The sequence below is a fragment of the Maribacter aquimaris genome (assembly GCF_014596745.1).
Taxonomy (GTDB): Bacteria; Bacteroidota; Bacteroidia; order Flavobacteriales; family Flavobacteriaceae; genus Maribacter_A; species Maribacter_A aquimaris.
In genome coordinates this window covers 430,309-449,521 of the sequence record NZ_JABTCF010000003.1, presented here as the reverse complement: position 1 = coordinate 449,521, position 19,213 = coordinate 430,309, and the positions used below count along the sequence as shown (strand labels likewise).

Here is a 19,213-nt window from a genome sequence, read left to right as displayed (position 1 = left end):
TGAATGACATCATGTCAGTTGGTTGGCAATTGGCATATTGTTTGTCATTCCCTTACCGACATATAAAATTAAGCACTAATATTTAAAACATAGATAATGAGCAAGATTATAGGTATAGATTTGGGTACGACCAACTCCTGCGTTTCCGTAATGGAAGGTAACGAGCCTGTTGTAATTCCCAATGCCGAAGGTAAGCGAACTACACCATCAGTAATCGCATTTGTTGAAGGTGGGGAAATCAAAGTAGGGGATCCTGCAAAAAGACAGGCAGTCACCAACCCGCATAAAACCGTTTACTCGATCAAACGTTTTATGGGTAACAAGTTTTCCGAATCCCAAAAAGAGGCACAACGTGTTCCTTATAAAGTAGTAAAAGGGGATAACGATACCCCAAGGGTTGATATAGACGGACGTTTATATACGCCTCAGGAACTTTCAGCGATGATCCTTCAGAAAATGAAGAAAACCGCCGAGGATTATTTAGGACAGGATGTGACCAGAGCGGTAATTACCGTACCAGCCTATTTTAACGATGCACAAAGACAGGCTACCAAAGAGGCCGGTGAGATAGCCGGACTTAAGGTAGAACGTATCATCAACGAACCTACCGCGGCTTCTTTGGCCTATGGTATGGATAAAAAGGACACGGACCAGAAAATAGTGGTTTTTGACTTTGGTGGTGGTACCCATGATGTTTCCATCTTGGAATTGGGTGACGGTGTATTCGAAGTATTGTCTACCGATGGGGATACCCACTTGGGAGGTGATGATGTTGATCAAAAGATCATTGACTGGTTGGCCGACGAATTCAAAAAAGATGAAAGTATAGATCTTCGTGATGATGCCATGGCATTGCAACGTTTGCGTGAAGCTGCCGAGAAAGCGAAAATCGAATTGTCTTCTTCCGCACAGACCGAGATCAATTTACCTTACGTTACAGCTACTGCTTCAGGACCTAAACACTTGGTGCGTTCTTTGACACGTTCCAAATTTGAGCAGTTGATCGCTGATTTGGTGAAAAGAACCATCGATCCCTGTGAGTCAGCCTTAAAAGCTGCCGGACTTTCAAAAAGTGATATCGATGAAATCATCTTAGTGGGTGGTTCAACACGTATCCCTGCCGTACAGGAAGCTGTTGAGAAATTCTTTGGCAAAAAACCATCGAAAGGGGTGAACCCGGATGAGGTTGTTGCCGTAGGTGCTGCCATTCAAGGTGGTGTATTGACCGGTGATGTTAAGGATGTATTGTTATTGGATGTTACACCATTATCATTGGGTATTGAGACCATGGGTAGTGTAATGACCAAGTTGATCGAGGCCAATACCACGATCCCTACCAAAAAATCGCAGGTGTTCTCTACTGCGGCTGATAACCAGCCCTCCGTTGAGATCCATGTGTTGCAAGGGGAAAGACCAATGGCAGCGGATAATAAAACAATAGGACGTTTCCATTTAGACGGAATTCCACCTGCACCAAGAGGTACACCTCAAATTGAAGTGACCTTTGATATTGATGCCAATGGTATCATCAAGGTTTCCGCAACCGATAAGGCTAGCAATAAAACACAGGATATCCGTATCGAGGCTTCTTCTGGTTTGACCGAAGAGGAAATCAAAAAGATGAAAGCGGAAGCAGAGGCAAATGCTGAAACCGATAAAAAAGCCAAGGAAACCGCCGATAAATTGAATGAGGCCGATGGAATGATCTTCCAGACTGAAAAACAATTGTCAGAGTTCGGTGATAAACTTTCAGATGATAAGAAGAAGCCGATTGAAGAGGCTTTGGAAGAATTGAAGAAAGCACATGAAAGTAAGGACCTAGCGGTCATTACACCTGCCTTGGACAAAATCAACGAAGCTTGGAAAGTAGCTTCCGAGGAAATGTACAAAGCCCAAGCGGAAGGCCAACAAGCGGGAGCTTCACCCAATGGTGAGGAAACTGCCAGTGCCGATGCCGGTGAAGGTGATAACGTTGAAGACGTAGACTTCGAAGAAGTCAAGTAGCCTGTCCTGAGTATTTCGACTGCGCTCAATACAGGCATGGTCGAAGGGTAGACTTCGAAGAAGTCAAGTAGTTATAAAGATTACGTTATAGTAAAAAGCATCCTGATGATACTATCAGGATGCTTTTTTTATGCAATGCGTTCAACGGATGCGCAATCCTCGGTCGGGCTCCCGACCATAGCCTTTTACGAGGAGTGAATCGTTATGGAAAGTGACCCTGGCAAATGAAGTACTGTCACGGGTATCGAGCATACCTTTGAAATTCAAATAATGTACACCGTCTTTCTGAACATAGCTTCCAGCGTGGTTATGGCCGTTAAAATAAAACTTTACACAGTCGTACTTATCAATGATGGCCAAGAGCTGTTCATAATTCCAAAGATTATGGTCATTGGTTTCCCCTAGGGCTGGAAAGTGACAATAAAAGCCCACACGTTCCTTCTTATCGGTGGCCTGTTTCAATTCGTTTTCCACCCATTGCAATTGTTCGGTACCCAAGCCGCCATTCCAATGTTTCAAGTTGGGTAATTCCTTTTTGGACAACAAGGTGAAGAGGGAATCGGTCTGTTGTTTTTTGGTTTCCGTTAAGGCCCCATGTACACTCAGGTCATTTCCATCCAAAACAATAAAACGCCATTTGTTCCTTACGATACTGTAATACCGGTCCTTAAGGTCCATTTTGTCAAAGACCAAGGGTTTTAGGGAGTCGGCAACTTTAAAGTCATGGTTGCCCAACACATGGTACCGGTCCGATTTGAGTCCGGCCCAAATAGGGATAAGGGTATCGAAACTGTTAAAGTCCCTATCGATAAAATCCCCAAGGTGGATGGTATAATCCAAGGTATGGGTATTGAGTTCATTCACGGCTTCCTGTAGCTTCCCCGAGGCTTTCTTGTAAAAACGGACTTCGGAAGGTTCACAATAACAGTATTGGCAGTCGGCAATTACCCCGATCTCAAAGTCAGGATATTCCAATACGGGTTTTTCCTTGGTGTTGCACCCCATGATCAGGAGTAAGGGAATAAAGGCAGCAATTTTTTTCATTTTGTTGGTTTTTCTTGGTTTCGCTATCATTAAAGGTTTAAAGATACAGGACAATTCATTTGAAAATACATGTACGGTCAACGAATTTTCATGGCATACCACAATATTAATGGTATGGATTTTGTTTTATTGTTGCGGTATTATAAAGTACTTTTGATCTATGGTGAAAAACTACACGACTTCTTTTTTACATTCCTTGATGACGATAACAACCCTTTTGGGTGTTGTTTTGGTAGGGTATTCCCAACAACCTAGGATTTTTACGATTGCCGATTTCGATTTAAAGGGCCCTGTTAAATCATGTCTGGTCATTACATCCTATGGAAAGGAAGCCTATGATTTTGATAAGGAAGGCAAATTGACCAAGTCGGTTACCCGGTATAGCGATACCGATTATGATGTAACCTATTACAAATACAAGGGGAAGGAGCTTGTGGAAAAACGTTTTGAGAATTATAGGAACAACATCTTTGAAAGTAGTACGTCCTATGCCAATTTTTATGAGATAGATACCCTACCTGTACGTAAGGTCACCGAAAAGATAATCTCATACGATAAGGAATTCCTGGACCGCTATGAGTATATCTATAATGCCGATACTATTTTGGTCAAGATCATTAGGACCAATAATGATGGTAATGACGAAACGTTGATCGAATACGCTGATTACAAAGGGGAACAGACCCAGACCAATTCATTGAATGGAACGGTTTTGAAATCGGTTCGCAAATCAACAAGGATCGGAAAGGATAAAAAGAAACAGAAGGTGGTGTTGACCAAGAACTTTTTGGAAGGGGAGCCCCAATCAGCCACGGAAGCCATCTATGATTTGGAAGGGAAATTGCTCGCGGAGACAAAGTTCGGACAGGACCCCGGGAAAAATCAGTTCGTACCCGTGGAAAATATTATCTATGAGTATGACACAAAGGGGATGCTCGTTAAAGCCACATCAAAAAAAGGTAAAGTGGTCGATGTGAAGGAATACATTTACCAGTACGATAATGGGGAGGAAGGCAATTGGATCAAAGAGATCATTACCCCCCAAAATAGTTATATCTCCCGTAAGATCGAGTATTACAAGGTAGCCGAGGAACAACCTACTGTGAAAGAGTAGTTATCCCTTGGGTTGCAAAAGGTCCCATAGATTGCCATAAAGGTCTTGGAAAACGGCGACCGTTCCATAGGGTTCTTCACGTGGCGCTTCATTAAAGACAACACCTTTCGCTTTCATCCGCTTATAATCCCTCCAGAAATCATCGGTATGTAGAAAGAGTAAGACCCGGCCACCGGTTTGGTCACCAATACGTTCTTTTTCCTTGTCAGTGTCTGCCTTGGCCAATAACAATGCGGTACCCGCGGCTCCGGCAGGGGACACCAAGACCCAGCGTTTATCACCCTCCAAAGGAATGTCTTGCCGTAGTTTAAAACCCAATTTTTGGGTGTAAAATGTAAGGGCCTTGTCATAGTCCTCCACTATAAGGGTGATGTTCGCGATTATTTGGTTCATAGGGATTTTCCTTGGGGTTTGTTTTGCCATTCTTCCTTTAAAATACCATAGCAACAGGTATTGCGCTTAAATCCATCCAAAAGATATACGTTTTTCCGCAATATGCCTTCAAGGACCCCACCTAATTTTTCAACGGCCTTACGTGAACGTACATTTCGCTCGTCGACACGGAATTCTATTTTTCATCCCCCTGAACGGGATACTAAGGAAGGAACGGCCTATTTTTGATTTCGTTTTAAATCAAGTGGTTTCCGCATTGGGCGGGGGAAGCCGTCCATAGAGCATTTCACCTTAGTGAAAGCGGCCTGGGCGGTGTGGCCGCGGAAAGTGCGTGGATTTAAAGAAATTCAAAATCAGCCTAGCATTTTTTGTTTCTTTTTTGGGCAATGCAAAAAAGAAAAGAACACGAACTTCGGGATAGTTTATGTTTTCTTTTTTTAATTCACACCCAATTTTTGGGTATAAAATGTAAGGGCCTTGTCATAGTCCTCCACAATAAGGGTGATGTTCGCGATTATTTGGTTCATAAAGATTTTCCTTGGGGTTTGTTTTGCCATTCTTCCTTTAAAATACCATAGCAACAGGTATTGCGCTTAAATCCATCCAAAAGATATACGTTTTTCCGTAAGATGCCCTCAAGGACCCCACCTAATTTTTCAACGGCCTTACGTGAGCGTACATTGCGCTCGTCGATACGGAATTCTATTTTTTCAAAGCCCATAGTATCAAAGGCTTGATCGATCATCAGGTTTTTCATATGGGTATTGAGTCCGCTTCCTTGAAAATCCCTCCCAATCCATGTTGAGCCGATATGAAGCACCTTGTTTTTCCAATCGATAAGCATATATCTTGTGCATCCGGCATAGGACTCCTTTCTTTTATCGTATACCAAAAAGGGAATACCCTGGTCTTCGCTTTGCTGTTGCAATGCGGTTGCCACATAATTTTTTAAGGCTTCGGGGGTTTCAATATCCGAAGGGGAAAATTGAACCAACTTTTTTTCTGAAGCTATGTGAATAAGATGCTTATAGTTGTCCATGGTCAACGGTTCAAGCCGTACATGGTCATTTTCCAAGGTAATCGAAGGGGTATTTGCCACTGGTACGTTTATTTACAGGGATTCGTATTCATTTTTGGTCATGCGATATTGTATCAATGAAACATAACGGTTGTCGGCAATGGTATATCCTCTTTGTACATCGTGATCTTTGAATTCGGCTTCTTTGATCATACCGTTTTTGACCATTACCTTGCCCGATGCTTCATTGGTCGTTAAATAAACAGCGATGATCTTGTTGAGTTTCAGTTCTTCGAATCCGAAGGAAATAATGGCTTTGGCCGCTTCTGTGGTTATGCCCTTGTTCCAAAATGGCTCAGCCAGCCAATAGCCTAATTCCGCCCGGTTGTTTTCCTTGTTGATGTCGAGTCCGATGGCTCCGATCAAACCAGGGGTGTCCTTAAGTCGAATGGCAAACATATAGTTGTCTTTTTCCATAAACCCGGCATTTGCGATTTGGATCCAGGCAATGGCATTTTCCTCCAGATAAGGGTGTGGTATACTCCGCGTATTCTCCGCGATTTTTATATTACCGGCATAGGTAAGGATATTGGGGACGTCAGCGGGTTTTATCTGATCTAAAATAAGTCGTTTGGTGGTAAGTGTAGGAAACTGTTCCATGTTAAAGAAATTGATTTAGGAGTTCTTTTTGTATCTTATGCCTACCCACGAAGATAATCTGTTTGGCCCTTCGAGAAAACAAAGTCACCATTCTTTTGGATTCCAGTTGCAACCGTTCTGGGGTAATGTACTCGTCTTGGTCACCCACTAACCATGTGACCTCGGTCTTGTTCTTGGTCAAAAATTCGAAATCCTCCGGTACAAGTTCCTTGGGTAGTCCCCCGGCATATAAAACCAGATGGTGGCATTTTAACTTACGGTGTGTTACCCATCGTGTGGCAATGGAGACCCCTTGTGAAAACCCGAACACAATCAGCTTACAGGTTTCGGGAATGTTTTCCCTTGCCCAAACAGCATCTAGGTAGGCCAGAACATTCGTGGTTTCCATGGTGGTATTCTCTTTGGTCAACCAACTGGCCCCGACATGGCGGTATTGGTTGTTCAAATAGTATTTTGAGGGGGCTTGGGGGGCAATGATATAATTTTCATCGGGCGGGAGCTCGTTAAAATACTTAAGAAAGTATCGGCTTAAATAACCGATACCGTGAAAGACTACCCATACATTTCTTGTTTTTGCGGTAAGTGTATTCAGTGTTTCGTACGAATTCGTAGCTTGGAATGTCACCTGTTTTTCAACCTGATCCATATAAATTCAATTATTCTGCGGGAGTTTGTTGCCTAAGTTATGCTTAATTTTACAAAAAATTATTTGATGGACGAATACAAAGAGAAGATCCTAAAGGTTTGCAATGAGTCCTCCAAGAATACTTTGATGCAAACGTTGGATATAGAATATGTTGAAATAGGGGAGAATTTTTTAGTGGGCAAAATGCCGGTGACCCCTAAAGTGCACCAGCCTGATGGGGTTTTACACGGTGGCGCCATGGTGGCATTGGCCGAAAGTGTTGGTAGTATGGCTTCCTATATTTTTCTGGATGCCCAAAAGTATTTTGTCCGGGGCATTGAAATCTCGGCCAACCATATCAAGAGTGTTTCATCGGGAGAGGTGTTTGCCAAGGCAACCATTCTGCACAAAGGAAGGACCACCCAACTCTGGGATATAAAGATCACCGATGCTGAAGATCAGTTGATATCAATCTGTAAATTGACTACGATTGCCTTACCCAAAAAATAGGATGTTCCCGGAAGTGTTAAAGCGGGTAGGGGAGCAGTTGTCGAACGCCCTGCCATTTGTGGTTTATCGCAAACCAAATAGAAAGGAGATCCATGCCATTCTGCAAAAGGATGACGTGGTACACCATACCTCGGATTTTAGTGAAAAGGGATTCGTTTTTGCCCCGTTCGCAAAGCAGTCCCCGGTTATTTTATTGCCATACGACGAACAGCTGACAGCCCCGATTCCCAGCGATAACCCATTTGTCATGGGGGGCTTGGATACCTTGGAGTCAGTGGCCCAGGATAAAGAATATCATCTGCTGCTTGTGGCCCGGGGTATTCAGGAAATACATAAAGGGGGATTGGACAAGGTTGTACTATCAAGAAAAATGGAAGTGGACTGTCCGAGTGCCCCATTGGAGGTTTTTCAGCGCTTGTTGGCCACCTATGATACGGCCTTTTGTTATCTGTGGTATCACCCTAAGGTGGGTATGTGGTTGGGGGCAACCCCGGAAATATTATTGCGGACATCGAATAACAGCTTAACGACCATGTCCTTGGCCGGCACAAAACCTTTTGTTGAAGGTGTTCGCCCTACGTGGGGGAAGAAGGAATTGGAAGAGCAACGGTTGGTTACCGATTATATCCTAAGGGCCTTACAGGACAAGGTGTCGAACATCAGGGAATCGGAAGTGGAATCTTCACAGGCAGGGAATCTTTGGCACTTGCGCACGAGGATCACGGCCGTGTACAAAGACAACCTAAGGGCCATTATAGAAGCCCTTCACCCAACACCTGCCGTATGTGGTATGCCATTGCAACCAGCCCAAAGGTTCATCGCGGAAAACGAACAATACGATCGGGAATATTATACGGGATTTTTGGGGGAATTGAATTTGAGGCAGGAAATATCCCGGGCTAAAAGTGAACGGAACCAAGAGAACAAATCATACAAGGTAATTAAAACAGCTACCGAGCTCTTTGTCAACCTTCGTTGTATGAAATTGACCGATAGCAAGGCTACCGTTTTCATAGGAGGCGGTATTACACGGGATTCCGATCCGGAAAAGGAATGGCAGGAAACCGTCGCAAAAAGCAATACCATACTAAGGGTAATCAATCCCTAACAGTATTTTAGGTTAGATTGGGTTAAGAACAATGGGCGTTGTATTTTTGTTTCAATGAATTATTCTAGCATACCGGTGGCCCAGACCGTGGTCCAGCATTGTAAGGCCAAAGACATAAGGGATATTGTCATTTCCCCAGGCTCAAGAAACGCCCCTTTGACCATTGGCTTTACCGAAGATCCTTTTTTTAATTGTTACAGTATTGTTGATGAACGTTGTGCGGCCTTTTTTGCTTTGGGCATGGCCCAACAACTACAACGACCGGTTGCTGTACTCTGTACCTCGGGGAGTGCTTTGTTGAATTACTATCCGGCTGTGGCCGAGGCTTTTTACAGTACCATACCCTTGGTGGTCCTATCTGCGGATCGCCCGTTATATAAAATTGATGTCGGTGATGGTCAGACCATACGGCAAGACCATGTCTTTGATAGGCATATCGGTTATTCGGCCAATTTGAAACAAGATGTTTCCCATGCCACGGAGAAGATTGAAAAATATGCCCCACAATATCTTGAAGGGAATAGGGAAGCGATACAGAAAGGCATTCAAGCATATAATGATGGGGAATTGAACAAGGCCATCAATCTCGCTGTTGACAAAAGATTACCGGTACATATCAATGTTCCTTTTGAGGAGCCTTTGTATGACAAGATAACCAAGCCGTTGGTGCACCCAAATATCGCCGCTGATAAAAGTGTGTCGATTGCCTTGGAGGAGTTGGACGACTTTTCCGAAATATGGAATGCATCCACGAGAAAAATGGTCTTGGTAGGGGTGAATTATCCCGATTCCGTGCAAATGGAGTTCTTGGAAACCTTGGCCCAAGACCCATCGGTCATAGTGTTGACCGAAACGACATCGAACATGCACCATCCCAATTTTTTTCCTAGTATAGACAGTATTATCGCCCCGATTGAGAAATCGAGTCATCCAGAAGAGCTGTTCGCGGCATTGCAGCCAGACATACTGCTTACGTTCGGGGGACTCGTGGTGTCGAAAAAGATTAAGGCGTTTTTAAGAAAATACAAGCCGAGGCATCATTGGCATATTGATCCACTGAGGGCTTATGATACATTCTTCGCCCTAAATCACCATTATAAGAGTAGCGTCAATGATTTTTTTGGGCTTTTTGTTCCTAAGATACATGCTGTCGAAAGTGATTATTACGGGTTTTGGAACCGTATAAAAGAGGATTGCGAAGCGAAAAGGAAGGAGTACCTCGGGAAGATACCATTTTCCGATTTCTTGGCCTTCAAGCATATTTTTGAAGGCACCCCTGGGGGAGTGCAGTTGCAATTGGCGAACAGCTCTACGATACGGTATGCACAGCTGTTCGATTTAAAGCCCTCACAAGAGGTTTTTTGCAATCGGGGCACAAGTGGTATCGATGGTAGTCTTTCCACAGCGGCAGGGGCCGCTATGTACAATGGCAAACAAACGGTACTTATAACAGGTGACCTGAGTTTTTTCTACGATAGCAATGGTTTGTGGAACAACTATCTTAAATCGGATTTCAGGATTATCTTGATCAATAACGATGGCGGGGGTATTTTCAGGATCCTTCCAGGCCAGGAGGAATCAGAAACCTATGCCACTTATTTCGAGACCACGCATAAGTTGGATGCTGAACATTTATGCGCGATGCATGGTGTGGGTTATGCCTGTGTCAATGACGAAAAATCGCTCAAAAAACGATTGGAAGGCTTCTTCGAAAGTTCCGTGGAACCCAAGCTTTTAGAGATAAAAACCCCTAGAATATTGAACAATAAAATTTTGATGCGATACTTTGATTTTATATCTTCGGGTATTATTAATCATATTCTATAAGAACACTAACTATTATGAGCAAAAGAGACGATTTGATCAAGAAGTATGCCGATGACATTAAAGACAAATTCGGTGAGTCAGCAGACATGGATCTTTTAACCAAAGTAACTATTGGTTTAGGTCCATCGATTTACAATATTGATGCCTCCAAAGTTTCGGGTTCCGATGAAAAGGAATTGGAAACGGTTAAGAAAAATTACTTAATCAAGAAATTAGGTATGAGCGATGGCCCTAAGCTAATGGAAGGTGTCAAAACCGTTATGGACAAATATGGTTCATCCAACAGGAACAAATATAGGGCAGTGGTATACTATATGCTTTGCAAGCATTTTAAAAAGCAATCTGTCTACTAGATAGAGGCTTGTTCAATAAGAAATGGAAAACCGCTCATTTTATGGGCGGTTTTTTTAGGTCCACACATTTAAATCTTATTTTTGCAGTATGATAGCATTGGGAACATATAATACACTTGAGATCTTACGCGATACAAGTGTCGGTCTTTTTTTAGGGGATGGAGAGGGTAATGATATACTATTGCCCAATAAATACGTTCCTGAAGACTATGAAATTGGACAGTCATTAACCGTTTTTTGTTATCTGGACCATTCGGAAAGGCCCGTGGCCACAAACTTGGAGCCGGATATCGTAGTGAACGAATTCCAATTGTTGAAGGTCGTTGAGGTGAATGAGTTTGGTGCCTTCATGGATTGGGGCTTGGAAAAGCATCTCTTGGTGCCTTTTCGCGAACAACGCAATAAAATGGTTGAAGGCCATTGGTATGTGGTGCACTGTTATCTAGACCAACAAAGTAACCGATTGGTGGGGTCCAATAAAATAGATAAGTTCTTGAGTAATGAAACCCTTTCGGTAAGTGAAGGGGATGTTGTCGATTTGGTGGTTTCGCGAAAAACCGATCTGGGGTATGAGGTAATTATCAACAACCAGCATAAAGGATTGGTCTATTTAAATGAGATCTTCAAAACCTTGGCCATTGGGGATAATACCAAAGGCGTTATAAAGAGAATCCGTCCCGATAATAAGATCGATGTATCCTTACAGCCCTTGGGTGAAAATATCCTCGAACCTGCCGCCAACAAGATTTATGAACAACTGAAGGCCCATGGTGGTTTTTTGGGGTTGCATGACAAGTCGGACCCCGAACTGATCAAGGAAGAGCTCCAGATGAGCAAGAAAGTATTTAAAAAGGGGATAGGAACACTTTACAAGGCAAGAAAGATCGAGATCAAGGATGACGGTATTTATGATATTGATTCATAAAGGATTGAAATCAATGGAATTACGGTTTTAAAGGGCTAATTGTCAACGTGGTATCGATAAAATACACCGTTATTTGTGTATATAACCACGAAATATTATATTTTTGCAACTTTGAAAGGAGTTTTCATTAGATCATTGGACATTTTTGGTTACCTTTAACCGATAAGACCCCTAAAAACATAACATTACATGCCTTTTATAGAAGAAAGCGATCTACTCGAATTGCATAAGGATATAGACAAAGCGCAAATTATAAACGAGCGTCTTTTAGATCAGATTAAAATAAAGAACAAAGAGCTTAAAAGAAGCAAGGTGCAGCGTAATTTTTTGGCTGTGATTACCGGTTTGTTCCTTGTGGGGACATTTGGGATAACAACCTATACCGCTGGTTTAAGTACTTCGAATAATCTTGAGAACAGAAACAACCTTTTGGTATCCATCGATAGTCTGGAGGCCCATAAGGCCCGGATCGACAATCTGAGACGGCAAAATGAGGAGTTGAGCCTGGTAAAGGAATTTTATTTGGCCAAGAGCTTCTTGGATAAGGAAACCATCTATTCCGTACAGATTAAATCCTTTGTCGATAATAACGTAACCTTGGCTTCAGAGGCATTGACGAACACGCTTTTTGTGAAGACCAATCCCTTTTATTCCTATTCCCTCGGTAATTTTGAAACCTTGCAGGAGGCCCAGAAATTCCGCAAGCAATTGGTTGATTTGGGATTCAATGATGCGTTTGTGGCGTCATACAAGGAAGGTAAACGATTACAAATAGAAGACCCTTACTAGATTGCCGAAATTATCAACTTGGGTCAACGCTGCGCGATTGCGAACGCTCCCCCTTTCGATTTCCGGGGTCTTGGTAGGTACTGCCCTTGCCGGTTTCTACGGTAGTAGTAACCTCACTATTTTTATTTTGGCGCTTTGTACAGCCATCGGTTTTCAGATTACATCGAATTTTGCCAATGATTATGGCGATGGGGTAAAAGGTACCGATAATGAGGACCGTATAGGACCAAAGCGTGTACTTCAGAGCGGCTTACTCACCCGTAAGGTGCTAAAAAGGGGAATCATCATCTCTATCATAGTGAATGGTATCTTGGTGGTCTCAGTGGTCTATCTCGCTTTCGGACCGGAAAATTTAGGGTATATATTCCTTTTTATGGTCTTAGGGGCTTTCAGTATCTGGGCTGCAATCAAATACACCGTGGGAACATCGGCTTATGGTTATAAGGGATTGGGAGACGTTTTTGTTTTTCTTTTCTTTGGATTGCTTGCTGTTTTGGGAACCATGTTCCTTTTTACCAAAAGTATTACATGGCCCGCCGTACTTCCTGCGATTTCGATAGGTGCATTGAGTACCGGCGTTTTAAATTTGAACAACCTGAGGGATCACGAATCCGACAAGGCTTCCAACAAGAATACCCTGGTAGTGCAAATGGGATATGAAAAAGGACTAAACTACCATACTTGGCTCATTGGGGTCGGGTTGCTGAGTTTATTGATTTATATTGTTTTGGAGTTCCAATGTTATTTTCAACTCCTACCGTTCATTGTTTTTATACCCATTTTGTTGCAGCTCAAAAGAGTGCGCGGGACCCGTATACCTTCATTGTTGGACCCCGAATTAAAAAAACTGGCCATTGGTATATTCCTGCTTTCTGCCTTGTTTTATTTGGGTAATAATATTTTTTGTAATTTTGAGTGATAACTTACTAAACCACAAATGTCTTGGAACAACCCATTAGAATATTAATCGTTGAGGATAACGTGATTATTGCCGACGATATGCAATCAATGCTTGAGGAAATAGGCTATGAGATTGTTGACAACGTCATAGTGTATGAACAAGCGGTAAAAGTATTGAAAACCGAACAAGTCGATTTGGTTCTGATAGATATTATTCTGGCATCCGATAAGACTGGGATAGACTTGGGTAAACATATTCGGGAGAATTATGATATTCCTTTCATTTTTGTTACCTCCAACTCGGACCGGGCAACGGTGGAAAATGCCAAAACAGTGAAACCCAATGGGTATTTGGTAAAGCCTTTTGAACAACAAGATCTTTATACCTCCATTGAGATTGCACTATCCAACTTTACATACGGTACCAATAAGCAGGCTCCCGTTGAGGATAAGGTCAATGAGGATGACGTACCCATGTCCAACTCTGTACTTAAGGATTCTATTTTTGTAAAAAAACAGCATTTGTATTACAGGATCCAATTTGGGGATATCCAATTTATAAAAGCGGACAATGTATACTTGGAAGTGAATACGGTTGACAAAAAGTTCCTGGTACGTTCACCATTGAAGGATTATCTCGAAAAATTACCTAAGAATAAGTTCTATAGGGCACACAAATCCTATATCGTCAATGTGGATCATATTGATGCCATCAACTCCAAGGATATCATGATCAACAACAATTTGATTCCGATCAGTAAGGATTTTAAGGAATTCATTATTTCTGCAATGAATTCCTAGGGTTAAGGAAACCATAGCTATAAAGAGGTGCACATCAGCACCTCTTTTTTTTTGTGATAACGGTATAGCCAACGTTCACCACAGAAATTGCATTGTTCACAACATTAAGTTTTTGAAAGTGGCGAATGCTTCTATATTAGCCATGTGATACGAAACAAGGTATTGCCGCTTAAAAAAGTATAAAATTTTTCATTTTCATATAGTGTTCTCGTAAAAGAGCCTTGTTTTAAAGACAAGGCTCTTTTTAGTTGTAAAAGTTTCTTCCGGTCTTCGTGGAATGTGATGCTGGATCAAGAACAATTGTAGTGTTTATGTGAAAATTGTGGTTAATCTGTAAAGGAAGAATTCTATTTTTCATCCCCCTGAACGGGGTCCTAAAAAAGGAACGGCCTATTTTTGATTTCGTTTTAAATCCAGTGGTTTCCGCATTGGGCGGGGGAAGCCGTCCATAGCGCATAAGACCTTGTCATTTCGACAGAGCGAGGAACGAGCGACGAGAAATCCCATACCCCTATGCTAGTGCGATTCCTCTTCGTACCTCATTCGGAATGACAGGCTGACTTTAAAAAGAATGTCAGCCTTGTAAATCAATATTTCCATTGGTTTCAGTAAGTTAATCGTAAACTTTCCCGGCCTATTTTAGTTTTCGTAGTAAATCGAGGAATTTCCGCATTGGGCGGGGGAAGCCGTCCATGGCGCATAAGACCTTGTCATTTCGACAGAGCGAGGAACGAGCAACGAGAAATCCCATACCCCTATGCTAGTGCGATTCCTCTTCGTACCTCATTCGGAATGACAGGCTGACTTTAAAAAGAATGTCAGCCTTGTAAATCAATATTTCCATTGGTTTCAGTAAGTTAATCGTAAACTTTCCCGGCCTATTTTAGTTTTCGTTTTAAATCAAGTGGTTTCCGCATTGGGCGGGGGAAGCCGTCCATAGCGCATTTCACCTTAGTGAAAGCGGCCTGGACGGTGTGGCCAGGGGTTTACCTGCTTTTCCCAATATAGATCTCAGTATAATGGCCAGGCTACGGCTGGCTCCTCTAAACCACGGTATACCATACCTTGGTTTTTCGGCCCTGGTCGTTTTTTATTCATCGGCATGTCTATTGTTTTTTAACGGTATTCATGAATGCTATGCATTTGAGGCAATGCAAAAAATGAACAGAACACGATCTTCGGGATAGTTTATGCCTTCTTTTTCTAATTCACACCCAACTTTCGGGATTGACCTAAGATGCCTTCGAGACTTCCTATTTTCCTACAAAACTCCATGAAAGGCATTAAAAATCCGATGAAATACATAGGAATGTCCCAATTCATCGTTTCACAACAGAATAAGGCAGTTTCACAACATAATTGCGGGGTCAGCCGACCTATGCCATAATTTTATGGTTCAATTAGTTTCCCCAAACTTACTTGATAATGGAATGAAACCTGCGCTTTTGTGGGGTATTGATGTTGCTTATCGACCATGGGGAACCAATCCCTTTTTGGCGGAATGCCTAGCATTTTGTTAAAATAGGGTACGATTTATTAAACGAGGACAATCACAGTTGTAAAATTTCGTTCTAACGATACATTAATACGAGTATAGAAGGATTTGAATTACAACAAAAAACTTATAAAACCGATTATTTAAAATAATCTGGTTTTTTATTACGTATGAAAAAGCTGCTTGGCAATTTTTTATTTTTTAGCATTCTAAGCTTATTGATAGCTCCTACGGCGCTATCCCAAGATTCGGTTCCATTGGTTGACGATGTTTATCTCAATTTTAAGAACCAGGATCAAAACGCCGAACGGTTTTCATATTTTTTTGGGGCTCCCAACAGATATAAACAGAATTCAGCCTATGATTGGTTGGATGCCGTGAACCAATATTTGAATGAGGCCATTAAACAAAAAGATTCCATAGCCATACGGGATTATATGTTGATGCAATCCCAGGTGTATTATGACCTGGGTGATTATGACAAGAGTTTGGCTATATCAAGCGAATTGTATGATCTTAAGGATCAACTAAGCCTTGACTTTAAGGCGAAGCTCTTGGGATTGATGGATCGGAATTATTCCCAACTGGCACTCTACGCAGAACAAATCGATATACGTAAAGAAAAGAAAGATCTCGGCCTTATCGATGATATTGCCTTTTATGACATTTATTCCAATTTGGGCTTGCACCGAAAGGCAATGAAGGATTATATCATCGAGGTGCGGAAAACCTTTCCCGACGATGACGAGTTCAGCCAGGCCAAATACCATAACAATATCGGTAATTATCTGCGATTGGACAATTCCCCATCGGTTGCACTCAACAAATATAAAGAGGCCAAAGGCCATTTAACGGTATATCTTAACAACATTACCGTGGTTAAGACAGAAAACGAACTGATCAGTGCCAATAGCCTTATGGGCGTTATTGATGGTAATATCGGTAAGTGCTACTCCCAATTGGGGCAATATGAGGTGGCCATTCCTTTTCTTGAATCCGGGATTGAGCAGATCATGGAGAACAGTAAAGGGAAATATTCCGATGATATTGTGGAAAACACCTTGGAAATCGCCAACTGTTACCTGCAATTGGAGGATTACGAAAAGGCTGTGGAATATTTGAGTTCTGATGTGAACCTTGCGAAAACCGAACATATTCTCAAAAGAAACCGTTTGCTGGCGTCTTATTATGACAAAACAAGGGATTACCAAAATTCCGCGGCATACCTAAAACGGAATATGCGTATTAGGGATTCCATAGACATTAATGAGTCCGAACTCAGAACGCAACAATTGGCTACCGTAATGGGGCGGGATCTTGCCAATACCCAAGCCATGTTCGAAGAACAGAAAAAGAGTTTAGAGCAACAACGCCTGGAAATGACGGCCCAGGATGAAAAGATCAGCTTGGTGTTCATTTCATTGGTATTCACACTTTTAGGTTTTGCTGGACTTGTATATGCGTATTTGAAGAGTATTAAGAACCAACGTTTGATTGCGGAACAAAAACACATTATTGAAAATTCGTTGATAGAAAAGGATTCTTTGTTGAAGGAGATTCACCATAGGGTAAAGAACAATCTCCAGATGGTCTCCAGTCTATTGAGCCTACAGACTAAGAACACGCGTAGCAAAGCTGCCATAGAAGCCCTGGAAGAAGGTAAGAGTAGGGTGAAGGCCATGGCGTTGATACATCAAAAACTGTATCAGAATGACGACCTTTCGGTAATCGAGATGCAAGGCTATATTGAAAGTCTGATCAATAGCGTACAATCCGTTTATAAAAAAGGTGGACACAATATCAACATTACCATTGATGCCGAGGGGGTCGAATTGGATATCGATCGGGCCATACCCTTTGGATTGATTTTGAACGAATTGGTTTCCAACTCATTTAAATATGCCTTTCCAAATGATGAAGAGAATGGTAAGATCTACATCCATATCCGAAAAGTGAACGGACAGGAAGGGTTTTTCGAATATACCGATAATGGGGTGGGTCTACCGGAGGATACCGACATACGTGCCCAATCCTCTATGGGTATCCGACTAATGAATCGTTTGGCAAACCAGTTGCAAACCAGTTTAAATGTGGATAAAGTTTCGGAAGGCGTTCACTTTTGGTTTAATTTTAAATAGAGTTCTGTAACTTTGAAGTACTAAAACTTCAAAAATGAAAATTACTTTCCTAGGTCATGCTTCACTCATGATTGAAGCTGAAAATTCGTGCATCTTAGTCGATCCCTTTATTTCTGGAAACGAAAAAGCTTCCGGAAAAATCGATATCAAGGATTTACATCCGGATTATATTCTCGTTACCCATGCACACCAAGACCATATCTTGGATGTAGAGGCCATTGCCAAGGCTTCCGGTGCTGTGGTGGTCAGTAATTTTGAGATTGCGACACATTATGAATCCATGGGTATCAAAGTTCATCCTATGAACCATGGGGGCAATTGGAAGTTCGATTTTGGGAATCTCAAGTACGTGTATGCCATTCACACCTCTTCTTTCCCCGATGGGTCTTATGGAGGGCAACCAGGGGGATTTATTCTCTCTACGGAGGGAAAACACATCTATATTGCCGGTGATACGGCCTTGACCATGGATATGAAACTCATTCCTATGACTACGTCATTGGATTTGGCCGTTCTTCCGATTGGGGACAACTTCACCATGGGGATTGATGATGCTATCCTGGCCTCCGACTTTGTAGCATGCAACAACATACTGGGATATCATTTCGATACTTTTGGATATATCGAAATCGACCATAAAGTAGCCATCGATAAATTCAAGAGTGCCGGCAAGAAATTACATTTGTTGGATATAGGGGAGCACATCGTTATATAACCTGGCTCTTTAAGACAAACTTGTGCAGTAACCTTGGGAAAAAGCGTTTGAGATAAACACCCATGGTCTCTTTTCGGCCAATATAGGCCTCGAACTTTTTCTTTTCGATGGCCCGGATCATTCTTTTGGCAAAAACCTCGACCGGAAGTCCGTTTTGGGTAGCGACATCATCCTTTATTTGTTGGCTTCCGTTTGCGGTGAGGGCATTTTTGGCAATATTGGTCTGTACAAACCCGGGACATATAAGGGTTACGTCGACCCCATCCCTTTCGTGTTCCATCCGTAGCACATCAAAGAATCCGTGTAGGGCATGTTTTGCACCACAATAGCCCGACCGATAGGGAGAACCAAACTTCCCCATTAAGCTGGTCACCGTAACAAAATGACCTATATTCCTTCTAATGAAATAAGGGAGTAGGGCCTTGGTCAAGGCAACGGTTCCCAAATAGTTGATATCAATCAATTTTTTGTACACCCCCAATTCGGTATCGATAATCAAGGAACGTTGGCTAATACCCGCATTGTTGATCAGGATATCAATTTCGTTGAAAAAGGAGAGGGCTTTGGTCACAAGCGCTCCCATTGTATCCAAATCCCCTAGATCCAAGGGTAGAATCCTTATGTGATCGGTCTGGACACAACGGCTTTTTACCTTCTGTAAGGCACTTTCATCCCTGGCGGAAAGGATCAGTTTGCAATCTTTTTTGGCCAATTCATAGGCCAACGTTTCGCCAATACCGGAAGATGCCCCTGTGATCCAAATAACTTTACCCTCGATACTTTGCATTTCTTTA

At 42.2% G+C, this 19,213-nt stretch carries 19 protein-coding genes and 1 pseudogene; 12 read left to right on the top strand and 8 right to left on the bottom strand.

Annotated elements, in window-relative coordinates; translation table 11 throughout:
• Positions 1-96: 96 nt before the first annotated feature.
• On the top strand, positions 97-2,004 hold the full coding sequence (dnaK, locus tag HPE56_RS07875; RefSeq protein WP_188243215.1) for a molecular chaperone DnaK: 1,908 nt from the start codon (positions 97-99) through the stop codon (positions 2,002-2,004).
• A gap of 141 nt (positions 2,005-2,145) precedes the next feature.
• Here dnaK and HPE56_RS07870 read toward each other — a convergent pair whose 3' ends face one another.
• The gene (locus HPE56_RS07870) at positions 2,146-3,048 is read right to left on the bottom strand and encodes a metallophosphoesterase (protein ID WP_188243214.1); all 903 of its coding nucleotides are present in this window, start codon (positions 3,046-3,048) and stop codon (positions 2,146-2,148) included.
• A 160-nt stretch (positions 3,049-3,208) separates the two neighbouring features.
• On the opposite strand from HPE56_RS07870, the gene HPE56_RS07865 reads away from it, so the two are divergent.
• Positions 3,209-4,162, top strand: a complete 954-nt coding sequence (locus HPE56_RS07865) for a hypothetical protein (protein ID WP_188243213.1) — start codon at positions 3,209-3,211, stop codon at positions 4,160-4,162.
• On the opposite strand, the gene HPE56_RS07860 is transcribed toward HPE56_RS07865, so the two are convergent.
• The 6 genes and pseudogenes from HPE56_RS07860 to HPE56_RS07840 form a co-directional block, all read right to left on the bottom strand.
• Complete coding sequence (locus HPE56_RS07860; protein WP_188243212.1) at positions 4,163-4,555, bottom strand: VOC family protein; 393 nt, start codon at positions 4,553-4,555, stop codon at positions 4,163-4,165.
• A pseudogene (locus tag HPE56_RS20280) lies at positions 4,552-4,737 on the bottom strand (GNAT family N-acetyltransferase); the annotation flags it as partial. The gene HPE56_RS07860 and the pseudogene HPE56_RS20280, both read right to left, overlap by 4 nt.
• 255 nt (positions 4,738-4,992) lie before the next feature.
• Positions 4,993-5,082: a VOC family protein gene (locus tag HPE56_RS07855; protein WP_188243211.1), complete on the bottom strand. Its 90-nt coding sequence runs from the start codon at positions 5,080-5,082 to the stop codon at positions 4,993-4,995.
• Positions 5,079-5,654 carry a GNAT family N-acetyltransferase gene (locus HPE56_RS07850; RefSeq protein WP_317173187.1) on the bottom strand — a complete coding sequence of 192 codons (576 nt, stop codon included), beginning with the start codon at positions 5,652-5,654 and terminating at the stop codon, positions 5,079-5,081. Before HPE56_RS07850 ends, HPE56_RS07855 begins: the two co-directional genes overlap by 4 nt.
• A 12-nt stretch (positions 5,655-5,666) precedes the next feature.
• A complete protein-coding gene (locus HPE56_RS07845; protein ID WP_188243210.1) occupies positions 5,667-6,233 on the bottom strand; it encodes a GNAT family N-acetyltransferase in 567 nt (188 codons plus the stop codon).
• Position 6,234: 1 nt separating this feature from the next.
• Positions 6,235-6,879 carry an alpha/beta hydrolase gene (locus HPE56_RS07840; RefSeq protein ID WP_188243209.1) on the bottom strand — a complete coding sequence of 215 codons (645 nt, stop codon included), beginning with the start codon at positions 6,877-6,879 and terminating at the stop codon, positions 6,235-6,237.
• 66 nt (positions 6,880-6,945) lie between these two features.
• On the opposite strand from HPE56_RS07840, the gene HPE56_RS07835 reads away from it, so the two are divergent.
• The 10 genes from HPE56_RS07835 (at position 6,946) to HPE56_RS07790 (ending at position 18,419) form a co-directional block, all read left to right on the top strand.
• Entirely contained in the window at positions 6,946-7,368 is a 423-nt protein-coding gene (locus HPE56_RS07835) for a PaaI family thioesterase (RefSeq protein ID WP_109652405.1), read from the top strand.
• Between the two features lies 1 nt (position 7,369).
• On the top strand, positions 7,370-8,476 hold the full coding sequence (locus HPE56_RS07830) for a chorismate-binding protein (RefSeq protein ID WP_188243208.1): 1,107 nt from the start codon (positions 7,370-7,372) through the stop codon (positions 8,474-8,476).
• A gap of 54 nt (positions 8,477-8,530) precedes the next feature.
• Entirely contained in the window at positions 8,531-10,303 is a 1,773-nt protein-coding gene (menD, locus tag HPE56_RS07825; protein WP_188243207.1) for a 2-succinyl-5-enolpyruvyl-6-hydroxy-3-cyclohexene-1-carboxylic-acid synthase, read from the top strand.
• Between the two features lie 14 nt (positions 10,304-10,317).
• Complete coding sequence (locus HPE56_RS07820; protein WP_188243206.1) at positions 10,318-10,656, top strand: DUF2853 family protein; 339 nt, start codon at positions 10,318-10,320, stop codon at positions 10,654-10,656.
• Positions 10,657-10,744: 88 nt separating this feature from the next.
• The gene (locus tag HPE56_RS07815; RefSeq protein WP_188243205.1) at positions 10,745-11,581 is read left to right on the top strand and encodes a CvfB family protein; all 837 of its coding nucleotides are present in this window, start codon (positions 10,745-10,747) and stop codon (positions 11,579-11,581) included.
• A gap of 189 nt (positions 11,582-11,770) precedes the next feature.
• Entirely contained in the window at positions 11,771-12,370 is a 600-nt protein-coding gene (locus tag HPE56_RS07810) for an SPOR domain-containing protein (RefSeq protein WP_109651950.1), read from the top strand.
• A gap of 1 nt (position 12,371) precedes the next feature.
• Positions 12,372-13,289, top strand: coding sequence for a 1,4-dihydroxy-2-naphthoate octaprenyltransferase (menA, locus tag HPE56_RS07805; protein WP_188243204.1), 918 nt, complete (start codon positions 12,372-12,374; stop codon positions 13,287-13,289).
• A gap of 23 nt (positions 13,290-13,312) precedes the next feature.
• Positions 13,313-14,071: a LytR/AlgR family response regulator transcription factor gene (locus tag HPE56_RS07800; RefSeq protein WP_188243203.1), complete on the top strand. Its 759-nt coding sequence runs from the start codon at positions 13,313-13,315 to the stop codon at positions 14,069-14,071.
• A 1,665-nt stretch (positions 14,072-15,736) separates the two neighbouring features.
• The gene (locus tag HPE56_RS07795; RefSeq protein ID WP_188243202.1) at positions 15,737-17,704 is read left to right on the top strand and encodes a sensor histidine kinase; all 1,968 of its coding nucleotides are present in this window, start codon (positions 15,737-15,739) and stop codon (positions 17,702-17,704) included.
• A 34-nt stretch (positions 17,705-17,738) separates the two neighbouring features.
• Positions 17,739-18,419, top strand: a complete 681-nt coding sequence (locus HPE56_RS07790) for a metal-dependent hydrolase (RefSeq protein WP_188243201.1) — start codon at positions 17,739-17,741, stop codon at positions 18,417-18,419.
• Here HPE56_RS07790 and HPE56_RS07785 read toward each other — a convergent pair.
• Positions 18,412-19,206, bottom strand: a complete 795-nt coding sequence (locus HPE56_RS07785) for an SDR family oxidoreductase (protein ID WP_188243200.1) — start codon at positions 19,204-19,206, stop codon at positions 18,412-18,414. The two genes, HPE56_RS07790 and HPE56_RS07785, sit on opposite strands and share 8 nt — an antisense overlap.
• Positions 19,207-19,213: the final 7 nt, after the last annotated feature.